Origin of the sequence: Kineococcus halophytocola (assembly GCF_041276425.1) — a bacterium.
GTDB lineage: Bacteria > Actinomycetota > Actinomycetes > Actinomycetales > Kineococcaceae > Kineococcus > Kineococcus halophytocola.
Genome location: NZ_JBGFTU010000008.1, coordinates 115774 through 132183, shown reverse-complemented (window position 1 = coordinate 132183; position 16410 = coordinate 115774). Strand labels below are relative to the sequence as shown.

Annotated in this window: 18 protein-coding genes and 1 pseudogene; 11 read left to right on the top strand and 8 right to left on the bottom strand. The window is 75.5% G+C overall.

The features are described from left to right. The first annotated feature begins 209 nt into the window (after positions 1-209). Together AB2L27_RS08805 and AB2L27_RS08795 are read left to right on the top strand one after the other, a co-directional pair. Positions 210-1040 carry a Rossmann-fold NAD(P)-binding domain-containing protein gene (locus tag AB2L27_RS08805; protein WP_370441103.1) on the top strand — a complete coding sequence of 277 codons (831 nt, stop codon included), beginning with the start codon at positions 210-212 and terminating at the stop codon, positions 1038-1040. A gap of 4 nt (positions 1041-1044) precedes the next feature. Beyond that, positions 1045-1976: pseudogene (locus AB2L27_RS08795) on the top strand (cupin domain-containing protein). On the opposite strand, the gene hisC reads toward AB2L27_RS08795, so the two are convergent. Further along, the gene (gene hisC, locus AB2L27_RS08790) at positions 1957-3060 is read right to left on the bottom strand and encodes a histidinol-phosphate transaminase (RefSeq protein WP_370441101.1); all 1104 of its coding nucleotides are present in this window, start codon (positions 3058-3060) and stop codon (positions 1957-1959) included. The pseudogene AB2L27_RS08795 and the gene hisC sit on opposite strands and share 20 nt — an antisense overlap. 163 nt (positions 3061-3223) lie before the next feature. Between hisC and AB2L27_RS08785 the strand changes: the two genes are divergently transcribed. Both AB2L27_RS08785 and AB2L27_RS08780 read left to right on the top strand, forming a co-directional pair. Continuing rightward, complete coding sequence (locus AB2L27_RS08785) at positions 3224-3724, top strand: flavin reductase family protein (RefSeq protein ID WP_370441165.1); 501 nt, start codon at positions 3224-3226, stop codon at positions 3722-3724. A gap of 17 nt (positions 3725-3741) precedes the next feature. Continuing rightward, positions 3742-4284 carry an NADPH-dependent FMN reductase gene (locus AB2L27_RS08780; RefSeq protein WP_370441164.1) on the top strand — a complete coding sequence of 181 codons (543 nt, stop codon included), beginning with the start codon at positions 3742-3744 and terminating at the stop codon, positions 4282-4284. Between the two features lie 3 nt (positions 4285-4287). On the opposite strand, the gene AB2L27_RS08775 is transcribed toward AB2L27_RS08780, so the two are convergent. From AB2L27_RS08775 to AB2L27_RS08760, 4 genes are all read right to left on the bottom strand, one after another. Continuing rightward, on the bottom strand, positions 4288-4659 hold the full coding sequence (locus AB2L27_RS08775) for a type II toxin-antitoxin system VapC family toxin (protein WP_370441100.1): 372 nt from the start codon (positions 4657-4659) through the stop codon (positions 4288-4290). Further along, positions 4656-4922 (bottom strand): type II toxin-antitoxin system Phd/YefM family antitoxin, encoded by a 267-nt coding sequence (locus AB2L27_RS08770; protein WP_370441099.1) that lies wholly within the window; start codon positions 4920-4922, stop codon positions 4656-4658. The genes AB2L27_RS08775 and AB2L27_RS08770 overlap by 4 nt, the downstream gene beginning before the upstream one ends. A gap of 71 nt (positions 4923-4993) precedes the next feature. After that, on the bottom strand, positions 4994-6529 hold the full coding sequence (locus AB2L27_RS08765; RefSeq protein WP_370441098.1) for an alpha/beta hydrolase family protein: 1536 nt from the start codon (positions 6527-6529) through the stop codon (positions 4994-4996). Continuing rightward, positions 6526-6807: a hypothetical protein gene (locus tag AB2L27_RS08760; RefSeq protein WP_370441097.1), complete on the bottom strand. Its 282-nt coding sequence runs from the start codon at positions 6805-6807 to the stop codon at positions 6526-6528. Before AB2L27_RS08760 ends, AB2L27_RS08765 begins: the two co-directional genes overlap by 4 nt. Positions 6808-6926: 119 nt before the next feature. On the opposite strand from AB2L27_RS08760, the gene AB2L27_RS08755 reads away from it, so the two are divergent. From AB2L27_RS08755 to AB2L27_RS08725, 7 genes are read left to right on the top strand one after another with little or no spacing between them, the layout of a single operon-like run. Then, entirely contained in the window at positions 6927-7754 is an 828-nt protein-coding gene (locus tag AB2L27_RS08755) for a fructosamine kinase family protein (RefSeq protein ID WP_416211204.1), read from the top strand. Continuing rightward, positions 7751-8317 (top strand): molybdenum cofactor biosysynthesis protein, encoded by a 567-nt coding sequence (locus tag AB2L27_RS08750; RefSeq protein ID WP_370441095.1) that lies wholly within the window; start codon positions 7751-7753, stop codon positions 8315-8317. The genes AB2L27_RS08755 and AB2L27_RS08750 overlap by 4 nt, the downstream gene beginning before the upstream one ends. Before the next feature lie 49 nt (positions 8318-8366). After that, positions 8367-8567, top strand: a complete 201-nt coding sequence (locus AB2L27_RS08745; RefSeq protein WP_370441094.1) for a hypervirulence associated TUDOR domain-containing protein — start codon at positions 8367-8369, stop codon at positions 8565-8567. A gap of 40 nt (positions 8568-8607) precedes the next feature. Then, complete coding sequence (gene purB / locus AB2L27_RS08740; protein ID WP_370441093.1) at positions 8608-10026, top strand: adenylosuccinate lyase; 1419 nt, start codon at positions 8608-8610, stop codon at positions 10024-10026. Between the two features lie 3 nt (positions 10027-10029). After that, complete coding sequence (locus tag AB2L27_RS08735; protein WP_370441092.1) at positions 10030-11058, top strand: zinc-binding dehydrogenase; 1029 nt, start codon at positions 10030-10032, stop codon at positions 11056-11058. Between the two features lie 42 nt (positions 11059-11100). Continuing rightward, entirely contained in the window at positions 11101-12564 is a 1464-nt protein-coding gene (locus AB2L27_RS08730; protein ID WP_370441091.1) for an aldehyde dehydrogenase family protein, read from the top strand. Positions 12565-12601: 37 nt separating this feature from the next. Then, a complete protein-coding gene (locus AB2L27_RS08725) occupies positions 12602-13219 on the top strand; it encodes a hypothetical protein (RefSeq protein ID WP_370441090.1) in 618 nt (205 codons plus the stop codon). Here the strand turns inward: AB2L27_RS08725 and cls are convergent. The 3 genes from cls to AB2L27_RS08710 are packed head-to-tail and all read right to left on the bottom strand — an operon-like array spanning position 13200 to position 16398. Then, positions 13200-14672: a cardiolipin synthase gene (gene cls / locus AB2L27_RS08720; RefSeq protein WP_370441089.1), complete on the bottom strand. Its 1473-nt coding sequence runs from the start codon at positions 14670-14672 to the stop codon at positions 13200-13202. The genes AB2L27_RS08725 and cls overlap by 20 nt on opposite strands. A 12-nt stretch (positions 14673-14684) precedes the next feature. Next, a complete protein-coding gene (locus AB2L27_RS08715; protein WP_370441088.1) occupies positions 14685-15335 on the bottom strand; it encodes a VOC family protein in 651 nt (216 codons plus the stop codon). A 13-nt stretch (positions 15336-15348) separates the two neighbouring features. Then, on the bottom strand, positions 15349-16398 hold the full coding sequence (locus tag AB2L27_RS08710; protein WP_370441087.1) for a ketopantoate reductase family protein: 1050 nt from the start codon (positions 16396-16398) through the stop codon (positions 15349-15351). Positions 16399-16410: the final 12 nt, after the last annotated feature.

Below are 16410 nucleotides of genomic sequence, written 5' to 3'. Positions count from 1 at the left end.
TACGGTTCCGTAGGTGACGCGAGCGTACGTTACGGGACCGTAGGTTGTGAACCGGCACGCGGGTGGACCGGTCCCGGCCCGGCTCCGGCGGTGGCCGGACGCGCATGCGGTCGGGTCGTCGGCGCATGGTCCCCGCCCGGTCCCGCGGGTGGACTGGGACCACGCCCCGGACGGGGCGGCACACCGCTCGCACCCACCTGGAGGACACCGTGATCGTCGTCATCGGAGGGAACGGCAAGACCGGCCGGCGCGTGGCCGGGCGCCTCACCGGGCGCGGGGAGCAGGTGCGCGTCGTGTCCCGGTCCACCTCCCCCCGCTTCGACTGGGACGACGCGAGCACCTGGGAGGCCGCCCTCGCCGGTGCCGGCGCCGCCTACGTCACCTACCACCCCGACCTCGCCTTCCCCGGCGTCCCCGAGTTCAACGCCCGGTTCTCGGCCACCGCCCGCGCCGCCGGGCTGCGCAAGGCCGTCCTGCTCTCCGGCCGCGGCGAGGAGGGCGCGCTGGCCAGCGAGCGCGCGCTGCAGGAGTCCGGGCTCGCCTGGACCGTCGTGCGCTGCAACTGGTTCGACCAGAACTTCTCCGAGAGCTTCTTCCTCGGGCCCGTGTCGTCCGGGGTCCTGTCCATCCCCGCCGGGGAGGCCCGGGAACCCTTCGTGGACGCCGACGACATCGCCGACGTGGCGACGGCGGCGCTGCTGGACCCCCGCCACGACGGCGAGGTCTACGAGCTGTCCGGCCCGCGTCTGCTGACCTTCACCGAGGTGGCGCGGGAGCTGTCCGCGGCGACGGACCGCGAGATCCGCTACGAACCGGTCAGCCACGAGGAGTACGTGGCCGAGCTCCAGCGCGAGGGGCTGCCCGCCGACTTCGCCGACCTCTTCGCGACGATCCTCGACGGCCGCAACGCCTCGGTCACCGACGGGGTCCAGCGCGCGCTGGGCCGCCCGCCGCGCGACTTCTCCGACTACGCCGCGCGCACCGCCGCGACGGGCGTGTGGACGTCGTCGCGGCTGCCGGCCGCGCCCTCGCTACGGTGAGCCGGTGGAGGCGTGGCTGAGCGTCGTCGACGGCCCGCGGGCGCGCGACGCCTTCCTGCTCCAGGTGGTCATGTCCGCGCCCTGGTCGGTGCGGGTCGCCGACGAGGCACCGCTGACGGTCGTCGCCGTCCTCACCGGCGGGGCCTGCGCCACGACCGTCACGGGCGTGCACGCGCTGACCCGCGGCGACGTGCTCCTCGTGCGGGACACCGCGCCCTACGTCCTGGCCGACGCCGCGGGGACCGCCGCCGGGGCGGTCATCGGCCCCGGGCAGCGGTGCTCCGGGCCGCAGGGCAGGACCTGGCCGAGAGCTGGGAAGCGGGCGTGCGGACGTGGGGCAACGACCCGTCGGGTGGGGACCGCCTGCTCGTGGGCACGTACGCCGGGCGCGGGCACGTCGGGCGGCTGCTGCTGGAGGGCCTGCCCCCGGCGGTGGTCGTGCGCGACCCCGATCCCGCCCTGCTGGGCCTGCTCGCCCGCGAGGTGGCGGTGCAGGCTCCCGCCCAGTCCCTCGTCCTGGACCGCCTGCTGGACCTGCTGCTGCTGGCGGCCCTGCGGGCCTGGACCACGGGCGACCCGTCCGCGGTCGGGCCCGGCGCCCGCGACGGTCTCGTGCGCGAGGCCCTGCGGCTCCTGCGGTCCTCCCCCGAGGCCCCGTGGACGCTCGACGTGCTGGCTCGCCGGACGGGGTCGTCGCGGTCCGCGCTGACCAGGCGCTTCACCGCGGCCACCGGCACCTCCCCGATGGCCCACCTCACCGACTGGCGGCTGGCCGTGGCCGCGGACCTCCTCGCCGACCCGGACCTCACGCTGTCAGCCGTGGCCACCCGCGTCGGGTACGGGTCGGCCTTCAGCCTGTCCGCCGCCTTCAAGCGGCGGTACGGGGTCAGCCCGGCCCGCTACCGGGAGCGAGCGGTCACGACCGGCCGGCCCTGAGCGCCCCCGCCACCTCCAGGAAGCGCGCGTTCCCCGCCTCCTCGGCCACCGTGACGCGGATCCCCGCCCCCGCGAACGCCCGCACCACCAGCCCCTCGGCCGCGAACGCCTCCGCCAGCGGCACGGCGTCCTCGCCCACCGGCAGCCAGAGGAAGTTGCCCTGCGCGTCGGGGACGTCCCAGCCCTGGGCGCGCAGGCCGTCCACGAGGACGCGGCGCTGGGCGACGAGGGCGGACACCCGGTGCAGCAGCTCGGCCTCGGCGGCGGTCTGCAGCGAGGCGACGACGGCGGCCTGGGCGATGGCCGAGACCCCGAAGGGCGTGGCCGCCTTGCGCAGGGTGCCCGCGACCTCCGGGTGCGCCACCGCGACCCCCACGCGCAGGCCGGCCAGGCCGTAGGCCTTGGAGAAGGTCCGCAGGACGACGACGTTCGGGTGCGCGCGGAAGACGTCGACGCCGTCCGGCACCTCGGGGTCCTCGACGAACTCGCGGTAGGCCTCGTCGAGGACGACGAGGACGTCCCCGGGCACCTGGGCCAGGAAGTCCTCGAGCTCCCCGCGGCGCAGCGCCGGGCCGGTGGGGTTGTTGGGCGAGCACAGGACGACCAGCCGCGTCCGCTCGGTGATCGCGGCGAGCATCGCGGGCAGGTCGTGCCGGGCGTCGGCCGTCAGCGGCACCTCGACGGGCACGGCGTCGGAGATGGCGACGGTGATGGGGTACGCCTCGAAGGACCGCCAGGCGTAGACGACCTCGTCGCCGGGGGCGCAGGTGATCTCGGCGAGCTGGGCCAGCAGGCGCACGCTGCCCGTGGCCGCCGCGAGGTTCTCCGGCTCCACCCCCCACTTCTGCGCGATGGTCGCCACCATCTGCGTCGCCACCGGGTCGGGGTAGCGGTTGACGGTGGCGGCGGCGCGGGTGATGGCGGTCAGGACGCTCGGCAGCGGCGGGTAGGGGTTCTCGTTCGAGGACAGCTTGAAGACCTCCAGGCCCTCCCGGGCCACGGCCGGCTTGCCCGCGACGTACGCCGGGACCTTGGCCATGTTGGCCCGCAACCGCGGGGCCAGGGGGGTGCTGGGAGTCGTCATGCGCGCCAGCGTACGGATCGGCCCGCTGCGACATCCGTCACGTCCGCGGAAGGCGTGGCGCCACCGTGCGGTTGACTCGGACGCCACGTCCCCACCGGCAGGAGGCCCGACCGTGACCGACACCCCCACCCCGCCCGAGCTCGTCGCCGTCGACGCCGACCCCATGGCGCTGCGCACCACGTTCGCGCTGTTCCCCACCGGCGTCGCGGCCCTGTCCGCCGTCGTCGACACCGGGAACGGGCCCGAACCCGTCGTCCTGGTCGCCTCCTCCTTCCAGGTCGGCATCTCCCTGGACCCCCCGCTGGTGCTGTTCGCCGTCCAGCACACCTCCACGAGCTGGCCCAAGCTCAAGACCGCCGCCGACGCCGGCGGTCGCATCGGCGTCTCGGTGCTCGGTGAGGCCCACGACCTGGCCGCCCGCCAGCTCGCCTCCAAGGCCGCCGACCGCTTCGCCGGCATCGAGACCACCACCACCGACTCCGGGGCCCACTTCATCCACGGCGCCCCGGTCTGGATCGAGGCCTCCATCCACTCGCAGTTCCCCGCCGGGGACCACGACGTCGTGCTGCTGCAGGTCCACGCCGCCGGCACCGCCCCCGACACCGAACCCCTCGTGTGGCACTCCTCGGGCTTCCGCACCCTGACGCCCAGGCCGGCCGGGTGAGCGGGCCCGCCGGTGCGCTGAGGACGGTCGTCGTCTGCGGCAACCCCAAGGCGGCCTCGCGGACGCTGGCCGCGGCCGTCACGACGGCCGGGCTGCTGGCGCAGGGTCCCGTCGACCAGGTCGTCGACGTCACGACGCTGGGCCCGGGGCTGCTGGGCTGGGGCGATCCGACCGTGCAGCAGGCCGTCGCCGACGTCGCCTCCGCCGACCTGCTCGTCGTGGCCTCCCCGACCTTCAAGGCCACCTACTCCGGGCTGCTCAAGCTGTTCCTGGACCAGTTCGCCGGCGGTGGGGGCCTGCGCGGGGTCACGGCCGTGCCGCTCATGCTCGGGGCCGGTCCGGCGCACGCGATGGCCCCGGACCTGCTGCTCAAACCCGTGCTCGCCGAGCTGGGTGCGGCCGTGCCCGCCCCGGGGCTGTACCTCCTCGACCGCGAGGCGGAGGCCCGGGGCGCGGACACCCCGGCGCTGGCCGCGTACGTCGAGCGGTGGGGGGCGACGGTGCGGGCGACCGCGAGCGCCGGTCCCCAGGTGCGGACAGCGGCTAAGCCCTCGGCGTAGGGCTCACAGGAGCCGCACGTCGTAGGCGCTGAACCGGCGGTCGACGGTGAGCAGGGTGAGGTCGCGGCGGGCGGCCTGCGCGATGAGCATCCGGTCGAACGGATCGGCGTGGTGGCGCGGGAGAGCTCCCGCCGCCACACCGTCCTCGACGGTGATGGTGAGCGTGGTGAACCCTTCCTCCTGCAGGCGTTCCGGCAGTCCGTCGGGCAGGTTCAGCTTGCCCACCGAGCTCTTGATCGACAGCTCCCACGCGGAAACCGCCGAGACGAGGACGTCGGCATCGGTGTTCGCGATCGCCGTCCGCATGCGCTCGGGCAGGTGTGCGTCGTCGGTCAGCCACCACAGCAGGACGTGCGTGTCGAGGAGGAGGCTCACGGGAGCGAGGTCTCGTGCTCGGACGCCTCGCGCTCAGGCTCGAGGTCGCCGTAGAAGGCGGCGACGATCTCCTGCGGTGTCTCGTCGAAGTCGTCGGGAACGACCACCTGCCCCTTCCACGCGCCCGGCACCCGTGGCGCTCGCGAGCGGGCCGGCACCAGCCGCGCAACCGGCTTCCCGGCACGGGCGATCACCACGTCCTCCCCCTGCTCGACCGCCTCCAGGAGGCGGGACAGGTGGGTCTTGGCCTCGTGCACGTTCACCGTCCGGGTCATTGTTTCAGGATATGGACTAAGTCTGGCTAAGTCCATCGACGGAGCTCCCCTCTCCGCCCTCACGGGACCCGCTCCGCGGTGAAGTCGAAGGCGTCCACCCTCGCCCCGGGGGCGTCGAAGAAGGCGCTGCCGGACTCGCGGAACGCACGCAGCGCCGGGTCGTCGGAGGCGTCGGCCAGGGCCGCCGTCCGCAGGTACCCCGACCAGCCGTGGGCGGCCAGCGGGTCCTTGCGCACCTTGGCCTCGTCGGACACGTCCCGCCGCACGACCGTCCGGTCCGCCGAGCCCTCCGCGTCCGTGCCGTCGAGGGCGGGGACCACGTCGCCGGTGTGCTCCAGGGACACGGTGCGGATCCCCGGGGCGGCGGGCAGGCCGTCGGTCGGTGACCCGGCGGTCAGCACGTGCGTGATCCGGAACTCGGCGACGACGGCGGGGTCGGCCGCGAGCGAGGCGGCCGTCAGCCCGCCCTGGCTGTGCCCGGCGAGCAGCACCGGCTCGTCCGGGCCGACCCCCGCCTGCCGCAGGGCGGCCACGACGGCGGTCCCGGTCGCGGTCGGCTGCCCGGCGACGGCGCGCAGGTTCGTCGTCAGGTCCATCGGGGTGCCGGTGCTGCCGGGCAGCGGGGTCCAGTCCTGGGTGCCGGGGATCTCGACGATCCACGCGACCGTCCCGTCGGCGTGGGTGACGCGCTCCAGCCGGAGGCCACCGGGTGAGGGCTTCCCGGCCGAGCCCAGGCGACCGCCCACCGACCCGGCCGCCGGGCGGTACCCGGTGGACTGGTGGGCCACCCCGTCCAGGACCTCCGCCAGCCCGCGCGGGGGGCGGGAGGGGACGGCGCGCGGGGCGGTCTGCGGGGTGACCCGCACGGCGGTCTCGCGGAACAGCGGGGTCACCGCACCGGCGGAGGTCAGGAGCGCGGCGACGTCCTGCACGTCCTCGACCCCGGGCACCCCGGCGGCCGTCGCCAGGTACGGCGTCAGGGCGGCCAGCTCGCGGACGACCTCGGGGTGCGCGGCGAGCATCGTGCCCGCCCCGCGCAGGTCGCCCAGCACGCGGTCGTCGACCCTGCCCGCCTCCTCGGCCGCGGTGCCGGCGAGCCCGGGCAGGTCGACGTCGCCCTCCACAGCCTGGGCGACGGCCGCGACGAGGACGCGGTACCCGGCCTCGCGCACCCGGAACAGGACGTCGGCGGCCACGAGGGCCCCGGCCACCCCGGCCAGTTCGGGGGCCGCCTCGACGACGGCGCCGGCCACCGCCCGCCGGGCCAGCGCCACGACGGCCTCGGCGGTCTCGTCCCCGACGCGGTAGCGCAGCGAGACCACCTCCAGGCGGGCGGCCAGGTCCAGGACCTGCGCGGCGACGGCGGTGGCCGACGCCCCACCGGCGACGACCCGGGCGAGGTCACCGGCCGCCCGCGCGGCCGTCACCGGCGCGAGGGGGACGGACAGCGCGAGCACGGGGTCGGCGGCCGTGTGCACGGCGACGGCGCCGGCCGCGGCGACGGTGGCGGCCACGCCGGCGAGCTGGGCGGCGAGCGCGTCGAGCTGGTCGGGGTCGACGGATACCCCGGCGTCGACGGTGATGCCGCCGCTCACGCCGGGCCCCCCGCCGGCGCCGCCATCGCCGCCGCCGCCATCGCCGCCATCGCAGCGGAGTGCGCCCGCAGGCTGCCCGCCGCGTCCTCGACGGTCCGGGCCAGCCGGTCGACGCGCTCCCCGGTGTGCTCGAGCTGGGTCCGGAAGCCCGCGGCGGCCGCACCGGACCACGCGACGTCGCCGCAGGCGAGCAACCGCCGCCGCCCGGCCCGGACGTCGTCGGCCTCGGCGGCGAGGCGGCGGGCCAGGGTGTCGACGTGGGCCTGACCGGGATCCATGTTCTGCTCCTGCCGTGGGGGGCGCGTCGTGATCGGCGCCGGGTGACCGTAGGCCGGGCGGGCCGCCGGCCGCGGCGACGGCGGGGCCGGGTGTGGACGGGCGGGCGCCCCGGGAGCCTGTGGAGACCGGGGCGCCCGCTGCGGGCCCCCGTCCCCGGGGCGAGGATGGCCGTGTGAGCAGGGTGAGCGAGACCTTCCTCAAGCGCCACGACCGGCCCGGGCCCCGGGACGCCGAGGCGGCGGGCCTGGCGTGGCTGGCCGCCGCGGACGCGGTGGCCGTGTGCCCGGTCCTGGCGGTCCGCGACGACGGGCTGGTCCTGCAGCGCGTGGAGGAGGTGCGGCCCGGCGCCGAGGCCGCCGAGGAGTTCGGCCGGTCCCTGGCCCGGACCCACGCCGCGGGGGCGGACCGGTTCGGCGCGCCGCCGCCGGGTCTGGAGGGGGACGGCTGGATCGCCGCGCTGCCCCTGCCCATGACGACGTCGGAACCGCCGTCGTGGGGTTCCTTCTACGCCGAGCAGCGGTTGCGCCCCTACCTGCGCGCGGCCCGGGACGCCGGTGCCCTGTCCGCGGCCGACGCCGGGGTCCTGGAGACGGTCTGCGAGCGCCTGGTCGCCGGGGACCTGCCCGGGGAACCGGCCGCGCCGGCCCGGCTGCACGGTGACCTGTGGTCGGGCAACGTCCTGTGGTCGCGCGAGGGGGCGGTGCTCATCGACCCCGCCGCGCACGGCGGGCACCCCGAGACCGACCTGGCGATGCTGGCGCTGTTCGGGCTGCCGCACCTGGACCGGGTGCTCGCCGCGTACACCGAGGCCGCCGCGACCCCGCCCGGCTGGCGCCGGCGCGTCCCGCTGCACCAGTTGCACCCCCTGCTGGTGCACACCGTCCTGTTCGGCGGCGGGTACGGCGGGCAGGCGGTCCGCGCCGCGCGCGAGACGCTGGCCCTGTGACCCACGAGTACCCGCTGGAGGTGGTGCACCTGCTCGTCTCCCCCGAGCACGCCTACTTCGGACGTCCCCGCGAGGGGGCGGCGGACGTGCCCACCCACACCCCCGACGTGGTCGAGGTGGTGGCGGGCCAGGGGATCCGCGGCGACCGGTTCTTCGGCAAGGCCGCGCACATGGACGCGGCGGTGACGTTCCTGGCGCTGGAGGCCTGGGAGGCCGTCGCCCGCGACCTGGAGCTGGCCGCCGTCCCCGACCCGCTGCTGGCGCGGCGCAACGTCGTCGTCCGCGGGGTCGAGCTGGACCCGTTGCGGGGCCACGACTTCGAGGTGGTGACGGCCGCCGGGTCCGTGACGTTCCACGGGGGCCGGCCGGCGAACCCGTGCGCGTGGATGGACCGCGTCGCCGCGCCCGGGGCCCACCGGGCACTGCGCGGGCGCGGCGGTCTGCGCTGCACCCCGACGACGGGCGGCCGGATCGCCCTCGGCGCCGGGGTCCTGCGCTCGCCGGTCCCGCTCGATCCCGCGCGGGCGGGCGAACCCGTCCTGCGCCGCCACCCCCTCCCCTGACGTGCCGCCTTGACGTGCGAGGCCCCGGAACCACCCCGACGCTGAGCGCATGGTGAAGAAGGGCGATCACGTCGAGTGGAACACCCCCCAGGGCACGACCGAGGGGGAGGTCAAGGAGAAGAAGACCGACGACTTCGAGCTGTACGGCCAGCACCGCAAGGCCTCCGAGGACGACCCGCAGGTCATCGTCGAGAGCGAGAAGTCCGGCAAGGAGGCCGCGCACAAGGAGTCCTCGGTCGAGGAGGCCTGAGGCACCGCGGGAGCGGGAGCGGTGGTGGCGGCGTGGGACCATGTGGCCCGTGACGAACGAGCCGGACGCCGCCACCACCCTCACCGCCGCCGACCTGGGCGAGCCCGCGCTGGGCCCCCTCGACGGGCGCTACCGCCGCTCCGTCGCGCCGCTGGCCGCGCACCTGTCCGAGGCCGCGCTGAACCGCCGGCGCGTCCACGTCGAGGTCGAGTGGCTCGTGTTCCTCGGCACCCACGACGTCGTCCCCGGCGTCCGCCGGCTCACGGACGAGGAGACCGCGTTCCTGCGCGAACTCCCCCTGCGCTTCGACGCCGCGGCCGTCGCCGAACTCGGTGAGATCGAGCGCGTCACCGTCCACGACGTCAAGGCCGTCGAGTACTGGATCAAGCGCCGCCTGGAGGGCACGTCGCTGGCCGACGTCGCCGAACTCACCCACCTGTTCTGCACCAGCGAGGACATCAACAACCTGTCCTACGCGCTCATGGTCCGCGACGCCGTGCAGCAGGTCTGGCTGCCCGCCGCGACCGGCCTGGTCGACGACGTCGTCGGCATGGCCCACGACCTGCGCGACGTGCCGATGCTCTCGCGCACCCACGGTCAGCCCGCGACGCCGACGACGCTCGGCAAGGAACTCGCCGTCCTGGCCCACCGGATGCGCCGCCAGCTCGCCCGCGTCGCCGGGGCGGAGTTCCTCGGCAAGTTCAACGGTGCCACCGGCACCTACGCCGCGCACCGGGCGGCCGTCCCCACGACCGACTGGCCGGCGGTCTCCCGCGAGTTCGTCACCGGCCTGGGCCTGACGTGGAACCCGCTGACGACGCAGATCGAGTCCCACGACTGGCAGGCCGAGCTGTACGCCGACGTCTCCCGGTTCGGCCGGGTGCTGCACAACCTCTGCACCGACGTGTGGACGTACATCTCCTACGGGTTCTTCGCCCAGGTCCGCGGCCAGGGCACGGTGGGGTCCTCCACCATGCCGCACAAGGTGAACCCCATCCGGTTCGAGAACGCCGAGGCGAACCTGGAGGTCTCCGGCGGGTTGTTCCGGGTCCTGGAGGAGACGCTGACGACGTCGCGGATGCAGCGCGACCTCACCGACTCCTCCATGCAGCGCAACATCGGGGTCGCGTTCGGGCACTCGCTGCTGGCGATCGAGAACGCCCGGCGCGGGCTGGCCGGTCTCGACGCCGTCCCCGCGGCCCTGGCGGCCGACCTGGACCAGAACTGGGAGGTCCTCGGCGAGGCCGTGCAGTCGGTCATGCGCGTGCACGGGCTGCCCGAACCCTACGAGCGCCTCAAGGAACTCACCCGCGGCCGCAAGGTCGACCGGGCCAAGCTGCAGGAGTTCGTCGCCGGTCTCGGGCTGCCCGAGGGCGAGGCGGCGCGGTTGTCGCTGCTGACCCCGGCCGACTACACGGGTGACGCGTCCGCGCTGGTGTCTGTCCTCGACGAGGGCTGAGCCGTGCGCGCCGTCCTGGTCACCGAGTTCGGCGCGCCCGCGCACCTGGCCGAGGTCCCCGACCCGACCCCGGCCCCGCACGGGGTCGTCGTCGCCGTCGAGGCCACGGGCGTGTGCCGCAGCGACTGGCACGCCTGGCAGGGCCACGACGACGACGTCGTCCTGCCGCACGTGCCCGGGCACGAACTGGCCGGGACGGTCGCCGCGGTCGGGGACGACGTGCGGAACTGGCACGTCGGGGACCGCGTCACGACGCCGTTCGTCACCGCCTGCGGGACGTGCCCGGAGTGCGCCGCCGGCGCCCAGCAGGTGTGCCGGTCCCAGACCCAGCCGGGGTTCACCGGCTGGGGGTCCTTCGCCGACCTCGTCGCGCTCGACCACGCCGACGTGAACCTCGTGGCGCTGCCCGAAGGTTTCCCCGCCGCCTCCGCGGCCGCGCTGGGCTGCCGGGTGGCGACGGCGTTCCGCGCCGTCACCGACGTGGGGGCCGTGCGCGCCGGGGAGTTCGTCGCCGTCCACGGCGCGGGCGGGGTGGGCCTGTCGGCGGTCGCCGTCGCCGCGGCGGCCGGGGCGCGCGTCGTCGCCGTCGACCCCTCCCCCGCCGCCCGCGACCTGGCGCTGGCGTTCGGCGCCGAGCACGCCGTCGCCGCCGACGGGGCCGTCGAGGCGGTCCGGGAACTCACCGACGGTGGCGCCCACGTCTCCCTCGACGCCGTCGGGCTGCCCGCGACGTGCGAGGGGTCGGTCCGCTCGCTGCGCCGGCGCGGGCGGCACGTGCAGGTCGGGCTGCTGCCCGCCGCCGCGGGGAAGCCGTCGGTGCCGATGGACCTCGTCATCGCGCACGAGCTGCAGGTCCTCGGCAGCCACGGCATGGCCGCCCACGACTACCCGCGGCTGCTGGCGCTCGTCGCGGCCGGCCGCTTCCCGCTGGCGCAGCTCGTGACGCGGGACCTGCCGCTGGAGGCCGGGCCCCGCGCCCTGGCCGAGGTGGGTGCCGCGACGACCGCGGGGATCACGGTCCTGCGGCCCTGACCGTCGGGCACGATGGGGGTCCACACCTGTCGAGGAGGACTCGTGACACTGCTGGACCCGCAGGACTTCGCCGGCCGCATCCACGTCGACGGCGCCTGGGTGCCCGGGGGCGGCGGCAGCACCCCCAGCGTCGAACCCGCCACCGGCACGACCCTCGTCGACGTCGGGATGGCCGACGCCGACGACGTCGCCCGCGCCGCCGAGGGCGCCGCGAAGGCCCAGCGCGCCTGGGCCGCGACCCCGCACCCCGCCCGCGCCGCCGTCCTGCGCCGCGCCGGTCAGCTGTGGGAGGAGCACGCCGAGGAGATCTCCGGCTGGAACGTGCGCGAGGTCGGCGCCGTCCCGCCGCTGGCCGGGTTCGCCCTGCACGTGACGGCCGCGGAGTGCTACGAGGCGTCGGCGCTGCCGTCGGCGGCGTCGGGGTCGATCCTGTCCAGCGAGGAACCGCGGTTGTCGCTGGCCCAGCGCGTCCCGGCCGGGGTCGTCGGCGTCATCTCCCCCTTCAACGTGCCGCTCATCCTGGGCATCCGCGCCGTCGCCCCCGCGCTGGCCCTCGGCAACGCCGTCCTGCTCAAGCCCGACCCCCGCACGGTCGTCACCGGCGGCGTGAGCATGGTCCGCGTCTTCGAGGAGGCCGGGCTGCCCCCGGGGCTGCTGCAGCTCGTCCCCGGCGGCGGGGACGTCGGGCAGGCCCTGGTCACCGACCCGCGCGTGCGCGTCATCGCCTTCACCGGCTCCACCCGCGCCGGTCGCAGCGTCGGTGAGCTGGCCGGCCGGCACCTCAAGCGCGCCCACCTGGAACTGGGCGGGAACTCCGCGTTCCTCGTCCGGCACGACGCCGACGTGGACGAGGCCGTGAACCTCGCGACGTGGGGCGCGTTCCTGCACCAGGGGCAGATCTGCATGACCGTGGGCCGCCACCTCGTGCACGAGTCGCTGTACGAGTCCTACGTCGACAAGCTCGCGGCCAAGGCCGAGTCGATGCACGTGGGCGACCCGGCGGCCGGGCAGGTGCACCTCGGCCCGCTCATCGACGAGACGCAGCGCGACCGCGTCCACGGGCTCGTCACCGATGCCGTCGCGAAGGGCGCCGACCTGCGCGCGGGTGGCACGTACGAGGGGCTGTTCTACCGCCCGACGGTGCTGGCGAACCCCCCGCGCGACGCCGCCGCGTACTGCGACGAGGTCTTCGGCCCGGTCGCCTCGGTCGTGCCGTTCCGCGACGACGACGAGGCCGTGGAGCTCGCGACCGACACCGAGTACGGCCTGTCGCTGGGCATCGTCACGGCCGACGCGATGGCCGGGTACGAGCTGGCCCAGCGCATCCCGACGGGCATCGTGCACGTCAACGACCAGACCGTGAACGACGAGGCGAACGCCCCGTTCGGCGGGGTCGGGTCGTCCGGGACGGGCTCGCGGCACGGCGGGGTGGAGGCCAACGTCGAGGCGTTCACCGAGACCCGGTGGATCACGGTGCGCCGCCGGCCGGGGTCCTACCCCTTCTGAGCCGCGCGCACCGGCCCCGCTGGCCCAGACTGGTCCGGTGCCCCTCTACGCCGACCTGCCCGCCCGCCGGACCCGGCAGGTCCTCGCCGACGCCGGGTGCCTCCTCGTCGTCGTCGCCGCAGTGGCGGCGGGGCGGGTCGTGCACGCGGCGGTGGCGGGGGTGGCCGAACCGGCGCGCCGGTTCGCGGACGGGTCGACGGACCTGGCCGAGGGGCTGCGCTCGACCGGCGGGTCGCTGGGCCGGGCCCCGCTGGTCGGGGACGAGGTGGCGGGGTTGCTGGGCCGCTCGGCCGACAGCGCCGCCTCCCTGGCCCGGGCCGCCGGGGAGCAGCGCGACGCCGTGCTGCACCTGGCCACCGTCCTGGGCCTGCTGACGGCGCTGCTGCCGGTCGTGCTCGTCGTGGGGGTCCGGGTCGTGCAGCGGTCGCGGTGGGCGGCGCGGACCCGGGACGCGCACCGCCTGGCGCAGACCGCGGCCGGGGAGCGGGTGCTGGCGCTGCGGGCCCTGCAGCGCCGTCCCGGGCGGGTCCTGCTGGACCTGGCCCCCGACCCGGCGACCGCCTGGCTCGCGGGGGAACCGGCGGTCGTGCGGTCCCTGGCCGACCTGGAGCTGGCCGCGCTGGGGGTCCGCCGGGTCACTGCAGCGCGGAGGTGAGCCGCGAGACGTTCTCCTTGATGACGTCCCACCGGGAGCGGCCCAGCCACTCCTGCAACGTCAGTTCCGTGCACTTGGCGCGGTAGGTGTCCTCGACGCGGCGCAGGTCGTCGGAGAACTCCCGCCCGCACACCATGAGGGTGAGTTCGAGGTCGAGCATGAACGAGCGCATGTCCATGTTGGAGGAACCGATGACGGCGACCTCCTCGTCGACCGTCATGTGCTTGGCGTGCAGGACGTACGGCGCCGGGTAGCGGAAGATGCGCACCCCGGCCCGCAGCAGGTTCTCGTAGTAGGAGCACTCGGCGTAGTGCACGAGGGCCTGGTCGCCCAGCTCGGAGACGAACAGCTCGACGTCCACCCCGCGCTCGGCGGCCGTCGTGATCGCCGACAGCATGGACTCGTCCGGCACGAAGTAGGGGCTCGTGATCGAGATGCGGCGCTGGGCGGAGTAGAGCAGCGCGTTGAACAGCTTGAGGTTGTTCTCCCCGTCGAACCCCGGCCCGCTCGGCACGACCTGGCACTCCAGCCGGCCCGGGGACCCCACCGGGGACACCTCGGGCCGTTCGGCCTGCAGCAGTTCGTCGGTCTCGGAGTACCAGTCGGTGATGAACATGGCCTCGACCCCGGAGACGACCGGCCCCTCCAGGCGGACCATGAGGTCCTGCCACTGCAGGCCGCGCTTGAGGTTCCCCCGCTTGTTGTAGCTGCGGTCCAGCACGTTCTGCGACCCCAGCCACGCGAGCTCCCCGTCGATCACGAGCAGCTTGCGGTGGTTGCGCAGGTCCGGGCGCTGGTACTTCAGCTTGTGCAGCTGCACGGGCAGCATCGGGTGCCACTCCACGCCGATGTCGTCGAGGAAGCGGATGGTCCGCCGGTACCCCGGGTAGCGCAGGGACCCGATGTGGTCCAGCAGGAGCCGGACCTTCACCCCGCGCTGGACCGCGCGCTCGAGGGCGGTGAAGAACGGCTCGCTCGTCGCGTCCTTGGTCATGATGTAGAACTCGACGTGCACGTAGTCGCGGGCGCCGTCGATGCTGCGGGCCATCGCCTGGATCGCCTCGTCGTACTCCCCGCACAGCACCGCGGAGTTCCCCCCGACCAGCGGCATCGACCCCAGGTTGCGGTTCAGCTCCACGACACCGGCCAGCCACGGCGGCCAGGGGTGGTCGTTGGAGACGAGGTCCATGCCCTTGGTGGAGTCGAGGATGAGCCGGTTGATCTCCCGCTGTTTGCGCCGGCGGGCCCGCGGCAGCTTCGGGTTGCCGATGAGCAGGAAGGCGACGACGCCGACGTAGGGGATGAAGAAGATGGTCAGCAGCCACGCCAGCGCCGAGCTCGGACGCCGGTTGACGGGGACGACGGCGACGGCCGTCACGCGCACGACGAGGTCGACGACGAGCAGGGCGATGGCCGAGGCCGTCACCGAGGGGAGCCAGTCGGGCCAGTCCATCCGCGGGTGCGCTCAGATCTCGACGGTGCCGCGCGTGGTCTCGAACGTCACCGAGCGCAGACCAGTGGCCCGCCGGGCGCCCACGACGTCGAGCCAAGTGAACTCGACGCGGTCGGAGCAGAACTCCGGCGGCAACCCCAGCCAGTCGCGCACGCGCGAGTGCTGCCCGGCGATGGTCAGCCCGGCGAGGCGGGTGCCGCCGGCCAGCGACAGCGCCGAGGGGTGCTGCGTGGCGGGCCCGTCCCACTCGATGAGCAGCGGCAGCTGCGGTTCGGTGTTCAGGGCCGGGGCGCCGATCTGCCGCCAGCGCAGCTCCACCCCGTCGGGGCGGCGGCGCACGCCCTCCTCGATCTGCTCGCCCAGCCGGTCGCGGTAGCTCTCCAGGTCGTCCACGAGGACGCTCCAGGTGAACCACCCGCCACCGGCCTGGCTGCGCTCGCGCACGGCCCGGCCGAACAGGGCCTTGTCGGCGACGGGGTGGTCGAGCACCTCGACGACCTCGACGTAGGTGCCCTCCGACAGCGGCAGGACGACGTTGCGCGTGCCGAAACGGGGGTGCGGGCCGCCCTCGGCGACCCGCACGCCGAGGCGGGCCGCCAGGGACCGGGCGGTCTCGGCCAGGCCCTCCGGCCCCGCGGCGAAGCCGACGTGGTCCACGCGCATGGCGGTCAGCTTCTCAGGCCCGCTCGGCGCCCACCGCCGCGGGCCCCTCGACGTGCGCCCGAACGTGCGCCCCGACGTGCGCCCCGACGTCGGCCACGTCGAACGCGCGCGGTCCCAGCCCCTCGCGCACCGACGTCGCGGCCAGCAGCTGCAGCACCTCGTTGACCGGGGTGGGGACGCCGTGCCGGCGGCCCAGGTGGACGACCTCGCCGTTGAGCCAGTCGGTCTCGATGGACCCGCCGCGGTGCAGGCTCTGCCAGCTGGAGGACCCCGGGCGCTCGGTCCCGGCGACGGGGGCGGTCCCGAACCCGAGCTCGGCGAGCTGCGGGAGGGCCTGCTCCCGGTCCAGCGCCGGCGTCCCGGCCGCGGCCAGGACGGCCTCGCCCTCGGCGCGGGCCCGCGCGCGCAGCTCCTCCCACCCCGGTCCCGGGCGGCAGACCGCGTCGAGGGCGTTGCCGCTGTTGTCGAGCAGCTTGCCGCGCTTGGCCGCCATGACGTCGTCGCTGACGGCGGTGGCGAACCCGGAGGCGGCCAGGTCGGCGGCGATGCGCTCCACGAGCTCGTCGCGTCCGTGCGGGTAGCGGCCCAGGACCAGCCCCCCGGACACGGGCGTGCCCTCGGAGACGACCACCCCGGGTTCGAGGTGGCTGGCCGGCAGGAAGACGCAGGCCCCGACCACGCGGCGGAACCACCGCAGCGCCAGCCGCTCCCCCTCCACGCCGTTCTGCGCGCAGACCACGGGCAGGGTCAGCCCGGCGGTGGAGTCCCCGACGGGGGCGGCGGCCCAGTCGGCCAGCAGACCCGCCGCGTCCTGCACCTTCACGGCCAGCACGAGCACGTCGTCGGCGGACAGCTCCACGTCGGCGGGCGAGTTGGCGACCGGGGCGTGCAGCTCGACCGGCCCGTCCGGGGTCAGCAGCTGCAGCCCCCGGTCCCGCAGCCGGTCGGCGTGCGCCCCGCGGGCCACGAGGACGACCTCGTGCCCGTGCTGCCCCAGCCGGCCCCCCAGGGTCCCGCCGATGGCTCCTGCTCCGATGACGACGTAGCGCACCGAGGCAGTCAAGCACCACTCCCG

Bases quoted from the DNA above. Each gene is read 5' to 3' on its own strand.
- hisC (WP_370441101.1), bottom strand. From the start codon at position 3,060: ATGACGACTCCCAGCACCCCCCTGGCCCCGCGGTTGCGGGCCAACATG.
- AB2L27_RS08785 (WP_370441165.1), top strand. From the start codon at position 3,224: ATGGCGCTGCGCACCACGTTCGCGCTGTTCCCCACCGGCGTCGCGGCC.
- AB2L27_RS08760 (WP_370441097.1), bottom strand. From the start codon at position 6,807: ATGGATCCCGGTCAGGCCCACGTCGACACCCTGGCCCGCCGCCTCGCC.
- AB2L27_RS08745 (WP_370441094.1), top strand. From the start codon at position 8,367: ATGGTGAAGAAGGGCGATCACGTCGAGTGGAACACCCCCCAGGGCACG.
- purB (WP_370441093.1), top strand. From the start codon at position 8,608: ATGTGGCCCGTGACGAACGAGCCGGACGCCGCCACCACCCTCACCGCC.
- cls (WP_370441089.1), bottom strand. From the start codon at position 14,672: ATGGACTGGCCCGACTGGCTCCCCTCGGTGACGGCCTCGGCCATCGCC.
- AB2L27_RS08715 (WP_370441088.1), bottom strand. From the start codon at position 15,335: ATGCGCGTGGACCACGTCGGCTTCGCCGCGGGGCCGGAGGGCCTGGCC.